This is a genomic window from Ralstonia sp. 25C (genome assembly GCF_051904805.1).
GTDB lineage: Bacteria > Pseudomonadota > Gammaproteobacteria > Burkholderiales > Burkholderiaceae > Ralstonia.
In genome coordinates, this window is the sequence record NZ_CP196737.1 from 747,349 (window position 1) to 771,878 (window position 24,530).

A 24,530-nucleotide genomic window follows, 5' to 3' on the forward strand; every position below is an offset into this window, starting at 1 on the left:
ATCAAGGTCAGAAATCCGCATCCCGCGAATCGGAGCCCCCGCCATGCCAACGCTCAAGCGCTTTGACGAAGACGCCTACCGCACCACCTGCGACGCCACCGTCGTTGCCGTACACCCGGAGGGCATCGAACTGGACGCCACGGTGTTCTACGCACGCAGCGGCGGCCAGGCCGGTGACATCGGCACCCTCACGCTGGGTGATGGGCAAACCGTGGCAATTGCCGACACCGTCTACAGCCCCGATCGGCTGACCGTGCTGCACGTGCCGGCCGAGGGCGCGGACCTGAGCCGGCTCATCCCCGGCACGCCCGTCACCGCCGCCATCGACTGGGAGCGCCGCCACCGCCTGATGCGGCTGCATACATGTCTGCATCTGCTGGGCTCGCTGATCCCGGTGCCGGTTACGGGCTGCGGCATCTCGCCGGATTCGGGCCGCATCGATTTCGACCTGCCGGAGTTGACGCTCGACCGCGACACCCTCACCACGCAGCTGAACGCACTCATCAACCGCAACACGCCGGTGCGGATCGACCTGATCTCGCCGGAAGAACTCGCCGCGCAGCCGGAACTGGTTCGCACCATCGGCGCGGCGCCACCGGTGGGCGCGTCGGCCATCCGCATCATCCATATCGACGGCATCGACCGCCAACCCTGCGGCGGCACCCATGTGCGTGCGACCGGCGAAATCGGCCGCGTGGTCGTCACCAAAATCGAAAAGAAGAGCCGCCAGAACCGCCGCGTGGCGGTGGCATTTGCGGACTGAATGGACGCCCACCATGACCAAGTCCGCCACCCTGCCCCTGCACCACACACCCGACCACGCTGAACGCCGCGGCTTGCTGCTCGGCTTCATCGGCGTGGCCATCTTTAGCCAGACGCTGCCGTTCACGCGCATGGCTGTCGCCGAGCTGGATGCCACCTTCGTCGCACTGGCACGGGCGGTATTGGCGAGTGTGCTGGCGCTGGGTCTTCTGACGGCCACCGGCGCGTTCTCCGCCGCCAAGCGACCGCGCGGCGCCCAATGGTGGAGGCTCGCGGTGACGGCGATAGGCGTGGTGGTCGGCTTTCCGCTGTTTTCATCGCTGGCGATGCGCGATGTGCCGGCCGCGCATGGCGCCATCATCACCGGCCTGCTGCCGCTGGCGACCGCCATCTTTGCCGCGTGGTTCGGGCGCGAGCGGCCATCGACGGGGTTCTGGCTGTGCGCGGTGGCGGGCAGCGTGCTGGTCGTCTCGTTTGCGTTGCTGCAAGGCGCGGGCATGCTGCACCGGGCCGACTGGCTATTGTTCGCCGCCATGGTGACGGGCGCCCTCGGCTATGCGACCGGCGGCCGGCTCGCGCGCGAACTGGGCGGCACGCAGACGATTGCCTGGGCGCTGGTCGTCTCGCTGCCGGTGCTGCTGCCGATGGTTGGCGCGCTGGCGTGGCTGCCCTCGACGCATCAGGCCGAAGCATTGGCGCAGGCGTCGGGCCGCGCCTGGATCGGAATGGCTTACGTGTCAGCCTTCTCGATGTTCATCGGCTTCCTGTTCTGGTATTCGGGCCTGGCCGCAGGCGGTGTGGCACGGGTCGGCCAGATACAATTGCTGCAACCTTTTATGACGCTGATCGGCGGCTGGCTGCTGCTGGGCGAATCGCTCGACGTGGCCACCGTGCTGTTTGCGCTGGCAGTGATTGCCGTGGTCGGCATCGGCCGGCGGACTTCGGTGCGCCGCTAGCGTCATCTCTCCGTCTCATCCCAACACACCAAGGAGTCTTCATGACCGCTTCGCACGACGCCCAGGCCAAGCTCAAGCAACTCGGCATCGAACTGCCCGCCGCCGGCGCGCCCGCCGCTGCCTACGTCATGGCCGCACAGACCGGCAACCTGGTTTTCCTGTCGGGCCACATTGCCAAGAAAGACGGCAAGCCGTGGGTCGGCAAGCTCGGCGCCGACATGACCACCGAAGAAGGCAAGGCGGCCGCACGCAGCATCGCCATCGACCTGATGGCCACGCTGAACACCCACCTGGCTGGCGACCTCAGCCGCGTCAAGCGCATCGTCAAGGTCATGAGCCTGGTCAATTCCACGCAGGAGTTCACCGAGCAGCACCTGGTGACCAACGGCGCGTCGGAACTGCTGGCCGAAGTGTTTGGCGACGCCGGCAAGCACGCCCGTAGCGCCTTCGGCGTCGCGCAGGTTCCGCTGGGCGCCTGCGTCGAGATCGAGCTGATTGCGGAAGTCGCTTAAAACTCGCATTTGCTGCTGGCCGGCCGTGCAACGCCGGGGCATCCCCTGCTATTCTTTTCGTTTTGCCCACCTGTGGCGCCCGCTCACGAGGTGGGCGCCGCGCAACACTAGGACCACACCATGGACCACACCGCCTGTACCTTCTCCAGCCGTGCGCAAAAGCTGACCAGCTCGGCGATCCGGGAAATCCTCAAGATCACCGAACGCCCCGAGGTGATTTCGTTTGCCGGCGGCCTGCCGTCGCCAGTCACCTTCCCGGTCGAGGCGATTCAGGCGGCGTGCGCCCGCATGTTTGCGGACAACCCGCAGGCGGCCTTGCAGTACGGCCCGACCGAAGGACTGTCGGGCCTGCGTGAATGGATCGCACAGCGCCATGGCACCACGGCGTCGCGCGTGCTGATCACGACGGGCTCGCAACAGGGCCTGGACCTGCTGGGCAAGATCTTCATCGACCCGCAAAGCAAGGTGATGGTCGAAACGCCCAGCTACCTCGGTGCGCTGCAATCGTTCTCGCTGTTCGAGCCGGCCTACGCATCGGTGCCCAGCGACGACAAAGGCCTGCTACCCGAAGCGCTCACGCCCGAGTTGACCGCCGGCGCGCGCTTCTTCTACACCATCCCGAACTTCCAGAACCCGACCGGCCGCCGCCTGCCGCTGGACCGCCGCCAGGCCCTGGTGGCCCGCGCAAAGGAACTCGGCGTGCTGCTGGTGGAAGACGATCCGTATGGCGAACTGAGCTATACCGGCGACCAACTGCCCTCGCTGCGCTCGCTCAATCCGGACGGTGTGATCTACATGGGTTCGTTCTCGAAGATCCTGGCACCGGGCATGCGTCTGGGCTACATCATTGCGCCTGAGCCTATCCACTTCAAACTCGTGCAGGCCAAACAAGCGGCCGACCTCCACACGCCCAGCTTCACGCAGCGCGTGGCGTATGAGGTACTGAAGACGGGCCTGCTCGACACGCACATCCCGACCATCCGAGACCTGTACGGCAAGCAGTGCGAAGCGATGCTCGATTCGCTCAAGCGCCACATGCCGGCCGGCGTGCACTGGAACCGTCCGGAAGGCGGCATGTTCATCTGGGTGGAAGTGCCGGAAGGCATCGACACGATGGCGCTGCTGGAAAAGGCTGTCGCGTGCAACGTGGCATTCGTGCCGGGCGCGCCGTTCTACGCCAATGCGCCGCGCCGCAATACGCTGCGCCTGGCCTTTGTGACCGTGCCACCGGAGCGCATCGAACAAGGCATCACCGTGCTGGGCGAACTGTTGGGCGCGGAAATTGCAGCGCTCACGCCCAAGGCTGCCTAAATCAAGTCAGTACGTCACTCAATCAAGAAAGGAGCCGTCGTCGATGTTGCGGATCTGGGGAAGACTCTCTTCGGTCAACGTGCAGAAAGTGGTCTGGTGCGCGCGTGAGCTATCGCTGGACCACGAGCGCATCGACGTCGGCGGCGCCTTCGGGGGTGTCAACACGCCGGAATTCCTGACGATGAACCCGAACGGCATGATCCCCGTCATCGAAGACGGCCTGAACGATTCAGGCGATACACGCTTCGTGCTGTGGGAATCCAACGCCATCGTGCGGTATCTGTCAGCACGCTATGGCCCGGGCAATCTCTACCCGCTCGAACTGCATGAACGCGCCGACGCCGACCGCTGGATGGATTGGCAAACCACGACGTACAGCCCGTCGATGGTGGATGCATTCCTGCAGCTCGTGCGCACGCCCGAAGACCAGCGCGACGCGGCGCAAATCGAGCGCTCGCGCAAGGCAGCGGAACGTACCACCGCCATCCTCGATGCGGTGTTGGCCAAGCAACCCTACGTCGCCGGCCAGCGCTTCACCATGGCCGACATCGCCTGCGGCTGCGCCACGCACCGCTGGCTGGGTCTGCCGATCGATCGCCCCGCACGCCCCAACCTTGAACGCTGGATGACCCAACTGCGGGATCGCCGGGCAGCGCAGGAAGTGCTGGCGTTGCCGGTGGTGTAAGCCTGGCGTCGATGTCGGGCACCTTTCTGACGGAAGGCTTCACCCTTGTCCGGAACGTGCTGCCGGATGCAATTTGTGAACGCCTGACCGACCACTTGCGCCCGGACAGCGCAGGCACCCGCGAGCTATTGTCACAACCGTGGTGCGCTGCGCTCGCGGCGCAACTCCACCGACACCCCGCCCTGGCAGCGCAGATTCCCGCCACGCATGTCGCCGTGCAATGCACGGGGTTCGACAAATCGGCCGCGCAGAACTGGCTCGTGCCGATTCACCAGGATCTCAGCATTCCGGTCGCGGCGCGCGTGGACAATTCGTCCTTGCAGGGATGGGCAGAAAAAGAGGGGCAACTCTATGTGCAACCGCCGTGCGGCGTGTTGGAAGACATGATTGCCGTCCGACTGCATCTGGACGATTGCGGCCCGAACGAGGGTCCGCTGCGCGTCGTACCGCGCTCGCATCAGCAAGGCCGCATGTGCGAGACGGCCATGCACGAGGCGCGCAGCACCCATGGCGAAGTTGTCTGCCTGGCCCAGCGCGGCGATGCGCTCCTCATGCGCCCATTGCTGCTGCACGCGTCTTCCAAGTCGACCGGTGAACGACCCCGCCGCGTACTGCATTTCGTGTACGGCCCTCGCGTCTTGCCGCTGGGTCTGCGCTGGGCGCGTACGGCGTAGGCCCTGAGCGTCGCAAAGACTAAGCGCTGCCCAACCCACCTGCGGTAGCATCCTCAACCGCGCACGGTGCACACCACCGGCGCGGTTTTTTGTTTTGATCGAGGAAAACTCGAATGCCATTCCAGAAAGCTTCCACCACCGTCTCCACCCTGCTGTGGGGTGCGCTCTACCTGCTTGCCGCCATCGTGTCGCACCGCCTGAACGGGCCTGTCGACATGACGGGGTATGTCTGGCTGCCGGCGGGCGTGGCCATGGCCGCGTTCATGCTGCGGTCCTACCGGGAATGGGCGGGGCTGGGCGCTGCGTTTGCCGTGGCGCAACTGGCGCTGGCCGCTATTGAGCGCACCAACCCGGCGCACGCCATGCTGTTCGTGCTCGACGAGGCAGGCAGCGCGGCGCTGGCCGTGGCCCTGGTGCGGTTGGCACGGGTGCCGCTCGAAGGCTTGTACTTCGTGCGGGCGATGTTGGTGGCCGGCGCCATCAGCGCGGTCTCTGGAGCACTGTTTGGGGCAGCTTGGTTTGCGTGGTCACAGGGCGGCGCCTTTGGGCACGTGTTCCGCATCTGGGGCGCTTCGGACTTCCTTGGCGTGCTGATCGTCACGCCGGTGCTGGCGGCATGGTCGCGCTTTCGCGCGTTTCGCTCGGGTGGCACGGACCGCGCCGATTTCCTGCTCGGGTTGGCAGCGTTCGTTGCGCTGGCGCTGTCGGCGTACGCGATCTTCGACGGCAACAGCGTCACCAAATTCGGCAGTGGCGTCGGCTTTGCGCTGACCTACGTGCCCCTGTTCTTTGCCGTGGTGGTCGCGCTGCTGTGGGGTGGCCGCGGTGGCTCGATGGCGGTCTTGCTGCTGACGCTGGTGGCGCTCACGCAAACCGCCGAGGGCGACGGGCCGTTCGCCGTGCTCGATCGCCACTACGGCCAGTCGCTGCTGGAAGCGCAGTTGTACCTGGGCATTGCCGCGCTGCTGGTGCTGCTGGTGAGCGCGCTCAAAACCACGCGCGAGCAGCTGCACGCGCAAAGCGCGCAATGGCAGAACCGTGTGGAATTGGCGCTCGCGGCATCGAGCCAGCTCGTGTACACCATTGACCCGGCCAGTGGCCGTATCGAGTGGGGCGGCGATGTGGGCCTGGCCTTCGGGCATGCGCCAGAGAGCATGGCCTCCGTATCGACCGTGCTGCAGCTCGTGCACCCCGATGACCACGACGCGCTGCGGGCCCGCTGGCTGGGGGGCACGTCGCTCGACGACGAGGCCCCGACCCGCGCGCGTCGCCAGACGCTGCGCATCACCGCGCGTGACGGCACGTTGCACACCGTCGTCGATACGGGCGGGCCGCTCACCGATGCCCTGGGCAACACGGCGTTGGTCGCCGGGACGTGGTCGGTCGAGACGGCGCTGTGACATCCACTCTGCACGGCAGCACCGCCGTGCTGCTGATCCACGGCCTGGGCGGCACGGCTTATGACCTGGGCGTGCTGCAAAAGGCGCTGCGCAATGCCGGCGCCGTCACGTACGCGCCTACCCTGCCCGGCCACGGCACGCAACCGGAAGACTTGATCGGCACGCCTGCCGAGGCTTGGCTTGAAACGCTCGCGCAAACGTATCACCAGCTCTTTGCCGAGCACGACACCGTGCATATCGCCGGCATGTGCATGGGTTCACTGTTGGCGCTGGTGCTGGCGCAGCGCGTGCGGCACGGCGTAGACCATGTGCCCGGCAAGCTAGCACTGCTGGCCACACCCATGTACGTCGACGGCTGGTCAACACCCTGGTATCGAGCGCTGCGTCACGTGGTGTATCGCGTCCCCGGCATGGCTGCGCGCATGCGCGTGGAAGAAGACGAGCCGTTCGGCATCAAGAACCCGCTGTTACGCCGGATCATCAAGGCCAAGCTTGCCCGCGGCGACAGCTTCCACTATCCGTGGGTACCGCTCACGTGCATTCGCGAAGTGGATCGGCTGCGCGTGTGGGCGCACGCCGCCGCGCCGCAAACGCATTGCCCCACGCTGGTGATCCACGCCCGCGAAGACGAGCTCACCAGCCTGCGTTCGGCCGACACACTGCAAGCCACCCTACCGAACGCGCGTACCGTGGTGCTGGAAAACAGCTACCACATGATCTGCGTGGACAACGACCGCGAGCAGGTCGCGGCCGAGGTGCTGGGTTTCTTCGGATTCGAGCCGGCAACGGTCAAGCGCAAGAGCCCCGCCATTGCCGATTGATCGGCAGATCAAGCGGCAGATCAGGCAGCAGGCCCCGCCGCCTCGTGCTCATGCGCGGCATCCAGCTTGCGCTGCCGCTCGCTGGCCTTGAACACGCGCCGCACCACCACAAAGAACACCGGCACCAGGAACACCGCCAGCACCGTCGCGGTAGTGATGCCGCCCAGCACACCCGTGCCGATCGCGCGCTGGCTAGCCGACGCCGCGCCACTCGCCACGGCCAGCGGCACCACCCCAAAGGCAAACGCCAACGACGTCATCACGATTGGCCGGAAGCGCAGGCGCGCGGCTTCCAGCGTGGCGTCGATCAACCCCATGCCCTGCGCATGCAAGTCCTTGGCAACTTCGATGATCAGGATCGCGTTCTTGGCCGACAGGCCGATCGTCGCAATCAGGCCGACCTTGAAGTAGATGTCGTTCGGCAAAAAGCGCAGCGTGGCGCCCAGCAGCGCCCCGAACACGCCCAGCGGCACCACCAGCAGCACGGCCAACGGAATCGACCAGCTCTCGTACAGCGCCGCCAGGCACAGGAACACCACCAGGATCGACAGCGCAAACAGCGCGGGCGCCTGCGCCCCTGACAAGCGTTCTTCAAATGACTGGCCGGTCCACTCGTAGCCGAAGCCGTCAGGCAGCCCGCGTGCGATCGATTCCATCGCGGCCATGGCTTCGCCTGAACTGCGGCCGGGCGCGGGCGAACCGGTGATCGTCATGCTCGGAAAGCCGTTGTAGCGGTCCAGCTTGAGCGGCCCGACGGTCCACGTTGCGGTGGTAAAGGCGGAGAGCGGCACCATGCTGCCCGCAGCATTCCGCACGTGCATGCGGCCAAGCTGCTCGACCGACACGCGCTGCTTGCCGTCAGCCTGCACGATCACGCGGCGCACCTGATTGCGGTAGACAAAGTCCCCCGCGTAGTCGGAGCCGAACATCACGGCCAGCGTGCGGTTGATGTCGTCAATGGCCACGCCCATCGACAGCGCCTTTTTGCGATCCACGTCGATCAGGATCTGCGGCGCATCGCCCTGGCCGGCAAACGTGACCTCCGACAGCGCCGGATGCTTGGCCGCCTCAGCCAGCATGTGGTCACGCGCCTGCGCCAAGCGCTCGTAGCCGGCGCTGCCGCGGTCTTGCAGGCGTAGGTCAAATCCGGGCTTACTGCCGAGTTCGGGCAGCGCGGGCGAGTTCATCGCCATGACCGTGGCGTCCTTGATCTTGCTGAACGCGGCATTGGCGCGCCCCACCACGGCATCGACATGCTGGTCACCGCTCTTACGTTGCGTCCAGTCCTGGAGCGTGAGGAACAGCATGGCTGCGTTCTGCCCGTTGCCGTATAGGCTGAAGCCCGTAATGGCGAGCGTGGAAGCCACGGCGGGTTCCTTCGTCATGTAGTACTGCTCGGCCTGACGCACGATGTCCAGCGTTTGCGCCTGCGTGGCGCCGGCGGGCAACTGCACGATGGTCATGAACTGGCCCGTGTCCTCTTCCGGCAGAAAGGCGGTGGGCAATTGCGTGAACAGCAACACCACCACGCCGATGACCGCCCCGTATGCGACAAGCGCGCGGCCAGTGCGATTCAGCAGCCGGGCCACGCCGCCTTGGTAGCGCGTCGTCAGGCGCCCAAAACCCCGGTTGAACGCGCCGAAAAACCCCTTGCGCTCCGTGCCGTGGCCCGGCTGAACAGGCTTGAGCAACGTGGCGCACAAGGCCGGCGTCAACGTCAGCGCCAGAAACGCCGAGAACACCATCGACACCGCCAGCGACAAGGAAAACTGCCGGTAGATATTGCCCACAGCACCGCCAAAGAAGGCCATCGGCACGAACACCGCCGTCAGCACCAGCGAGATGCCGACAATCGCTCCGCTGATCTGGCGCATGGCTTTCGCCGTCGCCTCGCGCGGCGACAGCCCTTCGTCGTGCATCACGCGTTCAACGTTCTCCACCACCACGATGGCGTCGTCGACGAGGATGCCGATGGCGAGCACGAGGCCGAACAACGTCAGCACGTTGATCGAAAAGCCCATCGGCAGCATCACCGCAAACGTGCCCAGCAATGCAATCGGCACCACCAGCGTGGGGATGAGCGTCGCACGCAGGTTCTGCATGAACAACATCATCACGAGGAACACCAGCACCACAGCTTCGAGCAGCGTCTTGACCACCTGCTCGATGGCGATGCCGACAAAGCGCGAGCTGTCGTATGCCACCTCGTAGCGCACGCCCGGCGGGAAATGCGCCTGCGCCGCATCCAACACCGCGCGCACACGCTTGGCCACGCCGACAGCGTTGGCGCCCGGCGCGAGCTTGATGCCGATGGTCGTCGCCGGCTTGCCGTTCATGCGCGACAGGTAGAGGTAATCGCTGCCGCCCAACTCCACGCGCGCCACGTCGCGCAGCAGCACCATGCGGCCTTGTGCGTCCGCGCGTAGCGGAATCTGCCCGAACGCATCGGGCGTGGTCAGCCCATCGTCACCGGTCACGCTCGCATTGATGGCCGCGCTGCCGGGCACTGCCCCGCTGCCGATCTCGCCCACGGTGATGCGCGCGTTGTAGCGGCGCACGGCGTCGCTCAGGTCACCGGGCGTGAGGCCGAGCGCGGTGAGCTTGTCCGCATCGGGCCAGATGCGCATGGCGTATTCGGCGTCGAACAATTGCGCGGTGCCAACGCCGGGCACGCGGCGCAGTTGCGGAATGAGGTCGGACGATGCCAAGTCGCCCAGGTCAATACCATCGAAGCGGCCGCTATCAGCCGCCAACGACAGGTACATCATGTAGTCCTCGGCAGCCTTTTCGATGCGGATGCCATTGCGTCGGACCACTTCGGGCAGGCGCTCTTCGACGATCTTCAGGCGGTTCTGCACCTCCACCGCTGCAAGGTCGGGGCTCGTGCCTTGTTTGAACGCGAGGTTGATCGACACGTTGCCCGCTGCATCGGATGACGACGACATGTACAGCAGCCCCGGCGCGCCGTTCATCTCGCGCTCGATGATGGCCGTGACGGCGCTCTGCACCGTGCGTGCGGAAGCGCCCGGATAGTTGGCCGAAATGCTGACGTTGGGCGGCGCGATGGTCGGGTACTGCGCCACCGGCAGGCGCGGCAGCGCAAGCAGGCCCGCCAGGATGATGACCAGCGCAATCACCCAGGCAAACACCGGGCGGTCGATAAAGAAACGTGCCATGGTCAACCCTTGCTTGGCTTCGCTTCGATGGGCTTGATAGCGATGCCCGCCTCCAGCGTCTGCATGCCGGGGATGGCGACACGTTCACCGCCGGCCAGGCCGCTCGTCACCCGCCATTGATCGCCGGCCAACGTTTGCGCAGTCACGGGCTGAACGGCGAGCGTGTTGTCCGCCTTCACCACGAACACCGATGCTCCATGGCGATCCCGCTGCAACGCGCCCTTTGGGATCGTCACCGCGCCCTGCTGCACGGCGTGGGACAGCTTCACACGCACGTACATGCCGGGCAGCAGCAGGCCATCCGGGTTGGGCAGCACAGCGCGCATGGACACGTTGTCTGTCGCTCGATCGACCACCAGGTCGGAGAACAGCAGCCGGCCCGGGCGTTCGTAGGCCACGCCGTCGCTCAGGATCACCTGCACGCCGATGTCTTGGCCGGACAGCGCAGACGCCTGCCCCGTCTTCAGCGCACGCTGCAGGGCGAGCACTTCAGCGGCCGGTTGTGCGAAGTCGACGTAGATGGGATCGATCTGTTCAACAGTGGTGAGCGGCGTGGCGGCGTCTTCCTTGACCAACGCGCCTTCGGTGACCTGTGCACGGCGCGAGCGGCCGGCGATGGGCGCCGTGACCGTGGCGTAACCGAGGCGCAGTTGCGCGGTCTCCAGCGCAGCGCGGGCGGAAACGACATCGGCCGCGGCCTGTCGCTCCATGGCTTGCGCTTCGGCGTATTCGAGTTCGCTCACGGCGCGCGTGGCGGCCAAGCCTTTGTAGCGGGCGGCTTTGTCATGTGCGATGGCGGTCTGGGCCTGCGCACGCGCCAGCGCGCCTTGTGCCGCATCCACCTGTGCCTTGAGCGGTGCCGGATCGATGCGGAACAGCACCTGCCCCGCCTTGACCGTCTGCCCTTCTTCGTAAGCGCGCTTGAGCACGATGCCATCCACGCGCGCACGCACTTCCGCCGTGCGATACGGCTCGATGCGGCCGGGCAGTTCCGTCACCAGCGGCGCGTCGGAACGCTGCGCCACGGCAAATTCCACTTCCGGCGGGCCATCGGGCTTGGCGGCATGGTCCGACGACTTGCCGCAGGCTTGCAATGCCGCCAGCGCGCACGCGCACAGCAGCCATCGGGACGAACGAAGACGGCGGGACAACAGCGAGAACATCATGGGAAAGAGGCTGGGCGCGACCGCGCCCGAGGTCTTGAACAAACGGAGCGCAAGGCTAGCATGCAGGTCCGCCGCAACCTGACCGATCGATTTCCCAATCTGATCAAGGCCTTACGATCGCCCCAAGGGGCGATGCAACCCCGTCATCCCCGCCCGTAAGACCACGTGGCGGCGTTCTCTCAGAACACCCGCCCCAACTGCAGATAGACGTTCCAGACACCCTGCGGCGCCACCGCAAAGCCGAAGTACAGCGGCCCGATCGGGCTGTTGCCGCCCACGAACAGGCTGCCGCTCTTCAGATAGCCGCCACTGCCGAAGTTGTTGCGCAACTGCCAGACATTGCCCGCCTCCGCGCTGGCGCCGAATACCGGCGCGCGCAGGCCGAGCAGATCGTCGACGCGCAAGTCGTAGAGATACGTGAGCCGACCGTACAGCAGGTACTGCCCGTTGAACTGGTCTTGCGCATACGCCGACAGATGCTGGAATCCGCCCAGAAAGAACCCCTCGTTGGCGCCGCTGCCGCTGTTGCCGCCGTTCTCCCGTGTCGGGCTGTTGGCACCAAACTGCCCTGCACCCTCCAGCGCCACATTGAAGGTATGGCGCCCGTAGCTGGTCGCCCACAGGCCCTTGGCCTGTGCGGTGTTGTACTTCTTCTCCAGCGAGCCGAAGCCTGTCTCCACGCTGCTGAAGAGGTAGTAGCCCCGGCGTGGGAAGAGCGCATCGTCAAGCTGGTCCACCGTCAGTTGCGCGCGGAAGGCAGGCTGCTGCGCGCGCAGGGTCGGCAAGTCAAACGCCCCGGATGGGGTACCCGACGCATCCGTCTGCAACGACAGGTAGTTGAACGAGGCGGTCTTGCTCACGTAGTTCACGCCCAGGCGCAGTTCACCCTTGCGGCCCAGGGGAACGCCCAGATCCACACCCGCCCGTGCGGTCTCGATGGTCACGGCATTGAACGGCTTGGCGTCGCGGGTGGGGGCTTCGTCGTCGAAGTACAGATCCGAGCGGCGGCGCGAATATTCGGCATACGGCGCGACATAGAAACCGCGTGCCTGCCACAGCGGCTGGCGCAGTTCGGTGTGGAGGCTGGCCCGGTTGCTGCCCAGCACGATGTCGTTGCGCCACTCCAGCCCGCTCTGCGTGAGCCACGGATACCGGTGTCCCAGGTTGACGTTGAACGCGCCACGCCCGTCAAAGTTGGTCGACATCCCCAGCCCGAACAGGAAGAACTGGTTGCCCCACGATTTTTCATGCGCGTCGATCTTGAGCGTGTGCACGCCGTTCTCGTCGACGAGCCGCTGCGTGACGGTCTCAAAGTCGCCGGTGGTGGCCAGGGCAGACAGGTCACGGTTGAGCGCCTCGACGTCGTATGCGTCGCCCTCGCGCACGTTCAGCAACTGGCGCACGCGCGCCACGGGCACGCGGCCGCTAGTGGTCACGTCAATGGCGTCGATGCGGGTCCCCTGGGCCAGCACGCCCTGCGACGCCTGCGTGGCCCGATCCGAGACATAAGCGGCATAGGCCTGCGGCGAGAGCGACAGCCCCGCCAGCTTGGCCTCCACGCCCCGCGCGGCGCGCTCGCCTTCCAGCACGCCCTGCGCGCCCTTGGCAAAGTCGGTGAGCGACAAATCCTTCAACTCGGGCTCGATCAACACGTCGCGGCCATGCAGCAGCGCCTTCTGTGCACGCACGTTCTGACCGACGAGGATGGTGATCATCTGCTGCGTCACCGCCGCCGGCGAGGCCAGGTCCTCCGGCCGCTGCAAGTCCGTGCCGATGTTGACCGCGATGACGATGTCCGCGCCCATGTCCCGCGCCAATTGCACCGGCAGGTTGCTCACCAGCCCGCCATCCACCAGCGTGCGTCCATCCACCTCGATGGGCGCGAACAGACCGGGCACCGCCATGCTGGCGCGCATCGCCAATGGCAGCGAGCCATGGTCGAGGATCACCCCATCGCCCGTCGCCAGGTCTGTGGCCATGGCCTTGAACGGAATCGGCAGCCGCGCGAAATCGGTGTTGTCGGGCCAGCGCGCGGTCCAGTTCTTGAGCAGTGCCAGCAGCCGGTTGCCCTGCACCAGCCCCGTGGGCAGCTTGAACTTGCCATCGCCATAGCCGGCGGACAGCCCGATCGGATACTGGAAATCGTCCTCGCGCAGCGATTGCGGCAGCTTGGCGCGCTCGTTGCGGTCAAACGCGATATCGCTCAAGTCCACCTGCGAAAGCTTCTGCTCGAGCTCATCCGCACGCAGGCCGCTGGCGTACAGCCCGCCCACCACCGCGCCCATGCTGGTGGCGGCAATCACATCCACCGGAATGCGCATGCGCTCCAGCATCTTCAACACGCCGATATGCGCATAGCCGCGCGCCCCGCCACCCGACAGCACCAGGCCGATGCGCGGCCGTGCCGGGTCCGCCCCCGGTTGGTTGGGCGCCACACGCTGACCATGGACGGGCGACAGGGCGGCAAGCAGGAGCACGGCGGCGACCAGCCGAGACCCGTGGCGGCGAATCAAAGAAGCCGTCTGGAAAGCCATGGCGTGAAGGACGATTCTGGTTAGGGGCGAAGTTGCAGGCGCAATGATTCCACAACCCGGATTTACCCGGTGCAATTGCCTGCGCCGCATCGCAGCAGGCCCGGGCGCAGATGAATACTTTTCAGGGCGAAAGTGACAGAATATTGCCGGACCCGGACACGCTTGTTCCTACAATCCGCGGTTGCCTCTTAAAGAAAGGGGCGACAGAAGACGTTCGGTAGCAGAGCCTGTTTGGCAATGAATCGGGAGTGCGAAGCCCTTCAAAAAGTCGCAGGGCGAGGCGTGGCGAGTGCGGTGTGGCGAGCCACATAAGCGAGCCACAACGCGGCCATGTGGCTTTTTGAAGGGCTTCCCGAAGGGTTTGCCCCAAAACGGCTCGCGTGGGGTGTTGCAGCCCTTGCCCTTGGAATGCCAAGGGCAGCGGTCTGCGCCTACCACGCAAACCGTTTTGGGACAAACGCATCTCCCGATTCATTGCCAAACAGGCTCTAAGAACTGAAACGCCCAAACAGGAGGAGACCAAGATGTGGAATCAAGTCTATGACCCGCTCGGCAGTGCCGTGTGGTCAACCATTGCGGCCGGGGTACCGGTGGCCGTGCTGCTGTGTTCGCTGGCGTTCTTTCATATGCAGGCCCACTTGGCAGCGGGCCTCGCGTTGATTGTCGGGGTAGGCATCGCCGCCTTCATCTTCGGCATGCCGGCTGCGATGGCGGGCAAGGCGGCGGGGCTGGGCATTGTCTCGGGCCTGTTCCCGATCGGCTGGATTGTTCTCAACATCATCTTCCTGCACCGGCTCACCACCTTGAACGGCTCATTCAAGGTCTTGCAGAGTTCCATTTCCGGCATTACCGAAGACCGCCGCCTGCAACTGCTGCTGGTGGCGTTCAGCTTTGGCGCGTTTTTTGAAGGCGCGGCGGGTTTCGGCACGCCGGTGGCGGTGACGGGCGCCATCCTAATCGGGCTGGGCTTTTCACCGCTGGCGGCATCGGGCCTGGCGCTGATCGCCAACACCGCGCCGGTGGCCTATGGTGCGCTGGGTGCGCCGCTCATCGGGCTGGCCTCGGTGACGGGGCTGGACTTGCTGCAGCTCTCGGCCATGGTCGGCCGCCAGTTGCCGTTCTTCTCGGTGCTGGTGCCGTTCTGGCTGATCTGGGCGTTTGCGGGCTTCCGCGGCATGCTGCAGATCTGGCCGGCGATCCTGGTGGCCGGCGTGTCGTTCGCCATTCCACAGTTCCTGGTGTCGAACTTCCACGGCCCCTGGCTGGTAGACGTGATTGCCGCGCTGGTGTCGATGGGTTCGCTCACGCTGTTCCTGAAGGTGTGGAAGCCCAAGACGATCTGGACGTCCACCGCCCTGCGCAACCGCGAAGACAACTCCCGCGTCGACCCCGAAGCTGCCGAGGAAGCGCGCCAAGCCACCACCGGCACCGACGGCAAGATCAGCCGCGTGCAAGCCTGGCTGCCGTGGGTGATTTTGACCGTGTTCGTGTTCATCTGGGGCGTACCGCAGTTCAAGGCCTTTGCCGACGGCGTGTGGGCGTTCAAGTTCGCCATCCCCGGGCTGGACAAGATGGTGCTCAAGGGCCCGCCGGTGGTGCCCAAGGTGATTGCCGAAGGCGCGGTGTTCAACTTCAACGTGCTGTCGATGGCGGGCACGGGCATTCTGGTGTCGGCCATCGTGGGTGGCCTGCTGATGGGCTACTCGCTGCCGCGCATGGCGAAGGAATACTGGAACACCATCAAGCTCACGCGCTATTCGCTGCTGACCATCTGCGCGATGTTCGGCATCGGTTACCTGACCCGCTACTCGGGGCTCGATGCCACACTGGGCCTCGCCTTTGCGCACACCGGCGTGCTGTACCCGCTGTTCGGCACCATGCTCGGCTGGCTGGGCGTGGCGCTCACCGGGTCGGACACCGCATCGAACGTGCTGTTCGGCGGCCTGCAGAAGACCACGGCCGAGCAACTTGGCCTGTCGCCGATCCTGATGTCCGCGGCCAACAGCTCGGGCGGCGTGATGGGCAAGATGATCGACGCACAGTCCATCGTGGTGGCCTCCACCGCCACCAAGTGGTACGGCCACGAGGGCGACATCCTGCGCTACGTGTTCTTCCACTCGATCGCGCTGGCCTTCCTGGTGGGGCTGATGATCACGCTGCAGGCCTACGTGGAGCCATTCACGCGGATGGTGGTGCACTGACCTCCAACGCTTCAACGCACGAACAAGCCGCTCCACCGAGCGGCTTTTTTCATGGTGCGATGGATATGTGGAGCGGCCGGTTCGCCAGCCTCGACACGTTTTCGCTTCAGCCTCCATCGCGTCCGGCAGGGCACCACTAGGCTCGCACTCTGGCGGCTTTTGGATAACACCGTGATGCGGCCCGACCGAGGCTGACGCTGCCGGACGCCGAGCACGCTCACGCCCCAGTCCGAGCGCTGCCCTGGGTTGCGGCCGCATCCCGGTGGCTGCTTAGCCGGATCGACTGCATCCCCGCTCTTCGGGCTGTTTTGCGTAGCCAGCACGCCCTTGAACCATTCGCCCACCCTTCAAACAGGAGCAGGTATGTCAGTTCATATGCCCTCATCCAATACCGCCAGCCGCGAAGCGAAGCACGCCTCGCTAGGCGACTACGCCAATGCTGCACTGGACACCGCGGCGTCCTTTGCCGGCATTGGAGGTACCCCTAACCCACAAGGCCCGTCCGACCAGACACAGTTGAGCCTCTACCAAGGCATCAGCGCGAAGCTGACCGCATCGCTCAGTGCCGAGAACGATGACGACGATGACGACGACGACGTCACGCAAAACAGCGGCAACCGGCATGTAGCGACGCCGCCAAGCTCGGCAGCGCCGCAGCAAGCTCAGTCGCCGCAATCCACGGTGACGTGGAACGGCGGCACGCTGAGCCAGACGGAGGTGCAGATCGTGTCGGTGCTGGATCGGCATAAAGACCAGTGCCCGCTCAGCTGGGATGGCCTTCAGGACAAGATCAACGATCCGTCCACGCCGCCCGACTTGAAAGCGGCGCTGCAGGGGCTGGCGCAAGACCAGCGTCTGTTCATCGCTATCGGATCGCAAGGCGACGGCCGTTGCGGCGGCAAGATCAAAGCCAATGACCTGGATGCCTTCACTGCCGAGCACGCGCAGGTCAGCGCGTTCAACGAGCAGCAGGCCAAGAGTTTCGAGCAGAACTACATCCCTTCGGACGGCAACGCGAATGGCCAGCCTTCCGTCATGACGGAAAGCGATGCCCTGCGCGAGCTCTACAAGTATTCCGACAACCTGACCAAAAAGCTCGGCCAGGACGAGTTCCAGCAGATCGTGGATGGCGACGCCAAGACCGGCAAGACGCCACCGCAGGTCATTGCCGCTGCGCAGTACTTCCTCGACCATCAGGACGCCTGGAACCGCTTGACCGGCGGCGGCGAAGTCAACAAGGCCGACTTCCTGCAAGCGGCGTCCTCGTCGATGAGCCTCACGCAGAGCGAGCTGAATACGCTCAAGACGATGAACGACAACCAGGCTGCGTTCTTTGGCGATGGCGACCTCACGCGAGACAAGCTGGCCAGCATGGCCAACAACAAGCAGCTCGACCCGAATGTCCGCCAGGCAGCGACCCATCTGCTACAAGATCCGGTGTTGTTCAGCCTGCTGAATAACGCCATCACGGGTTACAAGACGCACCACGGCTTCTTCGATTTCGGCGGTGGCCATACGGTCGACTCCGGCAATATCGCGGGCCGCGACTTCCAGAAGTTCTACGGCAACCTGTCGCAAGCCAACCTGACGGTTCAGAAGCCGCAGACCCACACGCCCAAAACCGACGCCGACAAAAATGCGGTCGCCTGCATGCTGATGGGCACTGCCGACCAGCCCGAGATCAAGACGCCCAAGCACAACGGCGGTTTCCTGATGCACGCGATCGATGAAGCGCTCAAGGTCGAAGGCAAGCTGCTGGATTGGGCGTCGATGGCGGTTGGGGCGCTGAGTTTCATTCCCGGCGTGGGCGAACTCGCGGACGCTGCATCCACGGCGCTAGAAGCCGAGTCTCAGGGCTGCAACATCCTGCATACGATGGTCAGCGGCGGCAACGTGAAGAAGGCGCTGGAGGAAGCGGGCCTCAATCTGGCCGCTGCCGCCATCGGCAACATCGGCGGCCCCGAGGTTCGGCTGGCGATGAAGGAAGGCATCACCAAGATCATCGCCGAGAAGGCCATCAATGCCGGCATGGACATGGCGGTATCGCAGGCACAAGGCTATGCGGAAAACTATCTCGCCGGCCTGAAGAGCCGATTGGAAGACCCCGCGCAATCTCCTGCCGGGCAAGACCCGACGCAGGAAGACAGCGAGACCCCTTCCATGTTGGCAGCCAACAGCCCGCAGGTGCCGCAGCAAAAGACGGACGACGACGACGGCGACGTGGTGTAACAGCCTTTGCCATGAAGGGCTCGCCGGTGCCAAGCCGGCGGCCCATCGGGTCGGCCTGACTGCAACCCTGTGTCAGGCAAGGGTGGCAGCGGGCGCGTATCATGCCTCCCTCCCCGCCTTCGCGCGTCCCGCTCCGGGGCACCGCCCCGCCTGACCCGCCATGCTGCTGCGCCGCCTCGAAAAGCTCATCGACCCGTTCCGCCCCCTGCCTGACAGCCAACCGCCAAGCCAAGTCTGGCGCTTCTACGCCCACTTCCTGCGCGAGGTGCGTGGCGCCTTCGTGTTGCTGCTGGTGGTGGGGTTGGTCGGCGCGCTGATCGAGGTTGCCCTGTTCGACTTCCTCGGCCGCATCCTCGACATGATCCAGGCGACGCCGGGCGCAGCGTTCTTCACCCGCCATCGCAACACACTGCTGTGGATGGCGTTTGTCGCTCTAGTTGCGCGGCCGGTCATTTCCGGGCTGCATGATGTGCTGGTGCACCAGGTCATCAACCCCAACGTCGCCAATCTGATCCGCTGGCAAAACCACCGGTACGTGCTCAAACAAAGCCTATCGTTTTTCCAGAACGACTTTGCCGGCCGCATCGCCCAGCGCATCATGCAAACCGGCTTCTCGTTGCGCGACTCTGCGGTGCAAACGGTGGATGCGCTGTGGCACGTGGTGATCTATGCCTTGAGCGCCCTGGTGCTGTTTGCGCAGGCGGACTGGCGGCTGATGCTGCCGCTGCTGCTGTGGATCGGCTGCTACAGCATCGCCCTCGCCTACTTCGTTCCGCGTGTGAAGGCGCGCTCGGTCATCGCCACCGAATCGCGCTCCAAGCTGATGGGCCGCATTGTCAACGGCTACACCAACATCACCACGCTCAAGCTGTTTTCCCACACGCAGCATGAAGAAACCTATGCGCGTGACGCCATGGCCGAGCACACCGACAAGGTGCGCCAATCCGGCCGCATGATCAGCGGCATGGATTTCACCATCACCGCCATGAACGGGCTCCTGATTGCGGGCACCACCGGCCTGGCCCTGTGGCTATGGAGCGAGGGCCGCGTCAGCGCCGGCACCATCGCGCTGACCACGGGCCTGGTGATCCGCATCAACAACATGTCGAGCTGGATCATGTGGGTGGTCAACGGCATCTTTGAAAACGTTGGCCAGGTGCAGGACGGCATGCAGACGATTGCCGTGCCGCGTACCGTGACCGACCGGCCCGATGCCAAGCCCCTGCACATCACGCAAGGCGAAGTGCGCTTCGAGCAAGTTGGTTTTCACTACGGCAAGGGCGGCGGTGTCATCGAAGGGTTGGACCTCGTGGTCCGCCCCGGCGAGCGCATCGGCCTGGTCGGCCCGTCGGGGGCGGGCAAATCGACGCTGGTCAACTTGCTGCTGCGCCTGTACGACGTCGAGCGCGGCCGGATTCTGGTGGACGGCCATGACATTGCCGCCGTCACGCAAGAAAGCCTGCGCGAGCAGATCGGCATGGTCACGCAGGATACGTCGCTGCTGCACCGCTCGATTCGCGACAACCTGCGCTACGGCAAGCCCGACAGCACCGAGGCCGAACTGATGGAAGCCGTGCGCCGTGCGCGGGCGGATGGGTTTATCCCACACCTATCGGACGCGCAGGGCCGGCACGGCTTTGATGCGCTGGTGGGCGAGCGCGGCGTGAAGCTCTCGGGTGGTCAGCGCCAGCGCATTGCCATTGCGCGGGTGCTGCTCAAGGATGCGCCGATCCTCATTCTGGACGAAGCCACCTCAGCGCTCGACTCAGAAGTCGAAGCCGCGATTCAGGAAAGCCTGGAAACGCTGATGCAGGGCAAGACGGTGATTGCGATTGCGCATCGGCTATCGACCATTGCTCGGATGGATCGGCTGGTGGTGCTGGATGGCGGGCGGATTGTTGAGAGCGGCACGCATGCTGAGCTGCTCGCGCAGGGGGGGTTGTATGCGCGGTTGTGGGCGCATCAGACGGGGGGGTTTGTGGGGGTGGATTGAGGGGGGGGTTGGGTTTTTGTTTTGGCCTTGGTGGTCCATCCCTTGTTTCATCCCCTGCCGGGGCTGACTCACTTTCTTTGTCTTGCCAAAGAAAGTAAGCAAAGAAAGGCGCGCCCGAGATGGCGACCCATCCCTTGAATTTCCGTAACCGGGCGGAGGCCGGGAAAACTCGCTTCGCTCAGACAGTTCCCGGCCTTTTTTCCGCCCGCTTACGAAAATTCAAGGCGCCATCAAGGGCAGGAACGTCAAAGGCCAAACCGACGGACACTCGTGCGAGCGCCAAGGCGAAAGGGGTACGCATAGCGCCGCCCCGGGTGGCAACGAAGTGGCACGCTGGCAATCGATGGTTTGCTTTTCCCCTGCCCTATGCGGCGCCTTGAATTTCTGTTGCAAGGAGGAAAAAGGAAGGGAAACTGTTTGAGCGAAGCGAGTTTTTCCCTTCCCCTCCTTGCGGCATAAATTCAAGGAGTCTTTCGCCGCATCGGGCGCGCCTTTCTTTGCTTACTTTCTTTGGCAAGACAAAGAAAGTGAGTCGCCCCCGGCAGGGGGTGAAACGAAGATGGACCACCAAGCCCCGTCCTGGCAGGGAATGAAACAAGGGATGGACCACCAAGGCAAAAACCTTAATCAGAGCAAATCAAACCCACCCCATCCCCCCCACCAACGCCCCAATCCCCACCAGCACCAGCGGATGCACCCGCGTAAAAGTACAAGCGATGACGGTCGCCACCGTCAGCGCAATCGTGCCAACACTGTTATCAGCCCCACGCGTCAGCACCCACCCAGTAGAAAACATCAACCCGATCGTCAGCGGCGCCAACCCACGCCGCACCAACGCAATCCATCGCGCATCGGGCTTGCGATCCATCACCCGCGCGATCACCGCGGCAATCACGCACGACGGCCCGCAGATACCCACCAGCGAGGCAATCGCCCCACCCAGCCCGGCTGCCTGCCAGCCAAACAACTCAACGAAGAGCACGTTCGGCCCGGGAGCCGCCTGCGAGATGGCGTACATGGCGCTCAACTGCTCGCTCGTCATGTAGTGACGCGTGTCGACCAGGAAACGGTGCATGTCCGGCAACGTCGAGCTGGCTCCGCCAATGGCCAGAAACGACAGCACCAGGAAGTGCCAGAAGAGATCGAAGACGGTGGTGAGATAGGCCATCACCGCGTGGCCCTCCACTCCAGCACCAGCGCGAGCGGAATCAGCACCAGCATGACCGGCAGCAACGGCCACTGCAGCACACCAATCGTGATGAACACGGCCAAGCCGATGCCGACAGCGCGCCACGTGCGCGACTGCCCCTGCGCCAGTTTGACCGCGGTGGAAAGCACCAGCCCCGCCGCCACGGCCGCCATGCCCTTGAGCAGGTTCTGCGTAAAAGCCAATGCGCTGAAATGGTCGTACACCAGCACGATCAGCAACAGCAGCACGGCCGGCACCATCACCAGGCCACCCAGCGCTGCTGCCGCGCCGCGCACCCCGTGGTAGCGGTAGCCGAGCATCACCGAGAGATTGACGACGTTCGGGCCGGGCAGCACCTGCCCAAGGCTCAGCAGTTCAGCAAACTCGGCGTTGGACAGCCACCCGTTGCGGTCGACAATGCCGGCACGCGCGAATGGCAACACGCCGCCAAAGCCCGACAGGCCCATGCGCGCAAACTCGGTGAAGAGGGTGCGGCACGATGGAACATTGGCCTTTGCGTCTGCAACGGCTTCAGGCTCGGCGTGCGGGTTGCTCATCGGATCAGGCGGTGAATCAGGCGACTTCGGGTGCGGGCTTGGGCAGCGAGAGCTTCGGATCGCGCAGCTTGGGCTCCAGCGTCTTGCCCTTGCGTGCGCGCTTGCTCGCGTAGGCCTCTTGCGCACGGGTCGTCATGGTCTGCTCGACCGCCTTGCCGCCACGCGGGCCGGTGCCCGACAGCACGAAGCCTGCTGCGCCAAATGCAATCGCCTGGAGCAGCGTTTCGTTCTTCTCCAGCTCCATCAGGATCACGCCGCGGCCACCGCTGGCGAGCGTCTTCAGCTCGCTGATCTGGAACAGCAGCATGCGCCCGCCTTCCGACAGACAGGCCACGCCGTAGGCATCGGCCGGCACCGGTGCGGGCTTGTTCGGTTGGTCCCCCTCATCCAGCGTGAGGAACGCCTTGCCGGCCTTCTGGCGGCCGACCATGTCGCCCACCTTGGCCAGGAAGCCGTTACCGCCGCGCGTGGAGATCACCAGGTTCTGCTCGGCATGGCCGGCGAACGTGTGGGCGATATGCGTGCCCGGCGCGAGTTCGATCAGCGTGGTCAGCGGCACGCCGTCGCCACGACCGCCCGGCAGGTTGGCCACGGCGACCGAGTAGACGCGGCCGGTGCCCTTGTCGTCGCGCGTGCCGAAGATCAGCAGCGCATCGGTGGTACGGCATTCAAACGTGTCGTACAGCGTGTCGCCTGCCTTGAAGCCGAACTGCGTGGCGTCGTGGCCGTGGCCCTGACGCGTACGCACCCAACCCTTCTGCGAGACGATCACCGTAACGGGTTCGTCGATGACCTTCACCTCGGCGGCGGCGCGGCGTTCTTCCTGGATGAACGTGCGGCGGTCGTCGCCGTATTGCTTCGCGTCGGTCTCGATCTCCTTGATGATGCGGCGGCGCATCATGGTCTCGGACTTCAGCAGCACATCGAGGTCGGACTGCTCTTCGCGCAGGTTCTTCAGCTCCTGCTCGATCTTGATGGCTTCCAGGCGCGCGAGTTGGCGCAGGCGGATTTCCAGGATGTCTTCCGCCTGGCGGTCGCTCAGGTTGAAGACCTGGATCAGCGCCGCCTTCGGCTCGTCGCTCTCGCGGATGATGCGGATCACGTCCTCGATGCGCAGCAGCACCATCTGCCGGCCTTCGAGGATGTGGATACGGTCTTCCACCTTGCCCAGGCGATGGCGCGTACGGCGCGTGACCGTGGCGAAGCGGTACTGAATCCATTCAACGAGGATGTCGCGCAAGCCCTTCTGACGCGGCCGGCCATCCGTGCCGATCATCACCAGGTTGATGGCCGCGCCCGATTCCAGCGACGTATGTGCCAGCAGCGCGTTGGCAAATTCCTGCTGGTCGATGTTCTTGCTCTTGGGCTCGAACACCAGACGCACCGGCGCATCCTTGCCCGACTCATCGCGCACCGCATCGAGCAGGCCGAGCATGGTCTGCTTCATGGTGAGCTGATCCGGCGACAGCGACTTCTTGCCCGTGCGCACCTTCGGATTGGTCAACTCTTCAATCTCTTCCAGCACCTTCTGCGACGAGGTGTTGGGCGGCAGCTCGTTCACCACCAGTTGCCACTGGCCGCGTGCGAGTTCTTCGATCTTCCAGCGCGCGCGCACCTTCAGGCTGCCGCGGCCGGTCTCGTACACCTGCGCAATATCGGCAGCCGACGAGATGATCTGCCCACCCCCCGGGAAGTCCGGCCCGGGCATGTGCTGCATCAGGTCGGCGCTGGTGAGCTTGTCGTCGCGGATCAGCGCCACGGCGGCGTTCGCCACTTCGCGCAGGTTGTGCGACGGGATTTCCGTGGCCATGCCCACCGCAATGCCCGATGCGCCGTTGAGCAGCACGAACGGCAGGCGCGCCGGCAGCAGCTTCGGCTCGTCCATCGAACCGTCGTAGTTCGGGACGAAATCGACGGTGCCCTGGTCCAGCTCTTCGAGCAGCAGGCGCGAGATCGGCGTCAGGCGGGCTTCGGTATACCGCATCGCGGCAGCGCCGTCGCCATCGCGCGAGCCGAAGTTGCCCTGGCCGTCGATCAGCGGGTAACGCAGCGAGAAATCCTGCGCCAGACGCACCAGTGCGTCGTAGGCGGATTGATCGCCGTGCGGGTGGTATTTACCGAGCACGTCGCCCACCACGCGCGCCGATTTCACCGGCTTGGCATCAGAGCGCAGGCCCATCTCGTGCATCGCAAACAGGATGCGGCGCTGCACCGGCTTCTGGCCGTCGGCTACCTCGGGCAGCGCACGGCCCTTGACCACGCTGATGGCGTAGTCGAGGTAGGCGCGCTCGGCATAGGCGCCAAGCGTGAGCGCTTCGGCCGGCTCGCTGGGGTCGAAGAGGATGTCTTGTTGTTCCATGGAGG

Annotated in this window: 17 protein-coding genes; 11 read left to right on the top strand and 6 right to left on the bottom strand. The window is 64.9% G+C overall.

Annotated elements, in window-relative coordinates; translation table 11 throughout:
- Positions 1 to 43: 43 nt before the first annotated feature.
- From ACS7SF_RS03475 to ACS7SF_RS03510, 8 genes are all read left to right on the top strand, one after another.
- Positions 44 to 763, top strand: coding sequence for an alanyl-tRNA editing protein (locus tag ACS7SF_RS03475; RefSeq protein ID WP_439891696.1), 720 nt, complete (start codon positions 44 to 46; stop codon positions 761 to 763).
- 13 nt (positions 764 to 776) lie between these two features.
- A complete protein-coding gene (locus tag ACS7SF_RS03480) occupies positions 777 to 1,718 on the top strand; it encodes a DMT family transporter (protein WP_439891697.1) in 942 nt (313 codons plus the stop codon).
- A 41-nt stretch (positions 1,719 to 1,759) separates the two neighbouring features.
- A complete protein-coding gene (locus tag ACS7SF_RS03485; RefSeq protein ID WP_439891698.1) occupies positions 1,760 to 2,230 on the top strand; it encodes a RidA family protein in 471 nt (156 codons plus the stop codon).
- A gap of 120 nt (positions 2,231 to 2,350) precedes the next feature.
- Positions 2,351 to 3,541 (top strand): PLP-dependent aminotransferase family protein, encoded by a 1,191-nt coding sequence (locus tag ACS7SF_RS03490; protein ID WP_439891699.1) that lies wholly within the window; start codon positions 2,351 to 2,353, stop codon positions 3,539 to 3,541.
- Between the two features lie 43 nt (positions 3,542 to 3,584).
- Positions 3,585 to 4,226, top strand: a complete 642-nt coding sequence (locus tag ACS7SF_RS03495) for a glutathione S-transferase family protein (protein WP_439891700.1) — start codon at positions 3,585 to 3,587, stop codon at positions 4,224 to 4,226.
- Between the two features lie 11 nt (positions 4,227 to 4,237).
- Complete coding sequence (locus tag ACS7SF_RS03500; RefSeq protein WP_439891701.1) at positions 4,238 to 4,900, top strand: phytanoyl-CoA dioxygenase family protein; 663 nt, start codon at positions 4,238 to 4,240, stop codon at positions 4,898 to 4,900.
- Positions 4,901 to 5,013: 113 nt separating this feature from the next.
- Entirely contained in the window at positions 5,014 to 6,300 is a 1,287-nt protein-coding gene (locus ACS7SF_RS03505) for an MASE1 domain-containing protein (protein WP_439891702.1), read from the top strand.
- 8 nt (positions 6,301 to 6,308) lie between these two features.
- Positions 6,309 to 7,121: an alpha/beta hydrolase gene (locus ACS7SF_RS03510; protein WP_439892683.1), complete on the top strand. Its 813-nt coding sequence runs from the start codon at positions 6,309 to 6,311 to the stop codon at positions 7,119 to 7,121.
- 20 nt (positions 7,122 to 7,141) lie between these two features.
- Here ACS7SF_RS03510 and ACS7SF_RS03515 read toward each other — a convergent pair whose 3' ends face one another.
- From ACS7SF_RS03515 to ACS7SF_RS03525, 3 genes are all read right to left on the bottom strand, one after another.
- Positions 7,142 to 10,297 (bottom strand): multidrug efflux RND transporter permease subunit, encoded by a 3,156-nt coding sequence (locus ACS7SF_RS03515; RefSeq protein WP_439891703.1) that lies wholly within the window; start codon positions 10,295 to 10,297, stop codon positions 7,142 to 7,144.
- A 2-nt stretch (positions 10,298 to 10,299) separates the two neighbouring features.
- The gene (locus ACS7SF_RS03520; protein WP_439892684.1) at positions 10,300 to 11,463 is read right to left on the bottom strand and encodes an efflux RND transporter periplasmic adaptor subunit; all 1,164 of its coding nucleotides are present in this window, start codon (positions 11,461 to 11,463) and stop codon (positions 10,300 to 10,302) included.
- A 179-nt stretch (positions 11,464 to 11,642) separates the two neighbouring features.
- On the bottom strand, positions 11,643 to 13,997 hold the full coding sequence (locus tag ACS7SF_RS03525) for a patatin-like phospholipase family protein (protein WP_439891704.1): 2,355 nt from the start codon (positions 13,995 to 13,997) through the stop codon (positions 11,643 to 11,645).
- Between the two features lie 524 nt (positions 13,998 to 14,521).
- Here ACS7SF_RS03525 and ACS7SF_RS03530 point away from each other — a divergent pair.
- From ACS7SF_RS03530 to ACS7SF_RS03540, 3 genes are all read left to right on the top strand, one after another.
- A complete protein-coding gene (locus tag ACS7SF_RS03530) occupies positions 14,522 to 16,198 on the top strand; it encodes an L-lactate permease (RefSeq protein WP_439891705.1) in 1,677 nt (558 codons plus the stop codon).
- A gap of 363 nt (positions 16,199 to 16,561) precedes the next feature.
- Positions 16,562 to 18,427, top strand: a complete 1,866-nt coding sequence (locus ACS7SF_RS03535) for an HrpF/NolX family T3SS translocon protein (RefSeq protein WP_439891706.1) — start codon at positions 16,562 to 16,564, stop codon at positions 18,425 to 18,427.
- 160 nt (positions 18,428 to 18,587) lie between these two features.
- Entirely contained in the window at positions 18,588 to 20,420 is a 1,833-nt protein-coding gene (locus ACS7SF_RS03540) for an ABC transporter ATP-binding protein (protein ID WP_439891707.1), read from the top strand.
- A gap of 637 nt (positions 20,421 to 21,057) precedes the next feature.
- Here the strand turns inward: ACS7SF_RS03540 and ACS7SF_RS03545 are convergent.
- From ACS7SF_RS03545 to parC, 3 genes are read right to left on the bottom strand one after another with little or no spacing between them, the layout of a single operon-like run.
- A complete protein-coding gene (locus ACS7SF_RS03545) occupies positions 21,058 to 21,588 on the bottom strand; it encodes a chromate transporter (RefSeq protein WP_439891708.1) in 531 nt (176 codons plus the stop codon).
- Entirely contained in the window at positions 21,588 to 22,166 is a 579-nt protein-coding gene (locus ACS7SF_RS03550; RefSeq protein WP_439891709.1) for a chromate transporter, read from the bottom strand. The genes ACS7SF_RS03545 and ACS7SF_RS03550 overlap by 1 nt, the downstream gene beginning before the upstream one ends.
- 16 nt (positions 22,167 to 22,182) lie before the next feature.
- Positions 22,183 to 24,525, bottom strand: a complete 2,343-nt coding sequence (gene parC / locus ACS7SF_RS03555; protein WP_439891710.1) for a DNA topoisomerase IV subunit A — start codon at positions 24,523 to 24,525, stop codon at positions 22,183 to 22,185.
- Between the last annotated feature and the right edge of the window lie 5 nt (positions 24,526 to 24,530).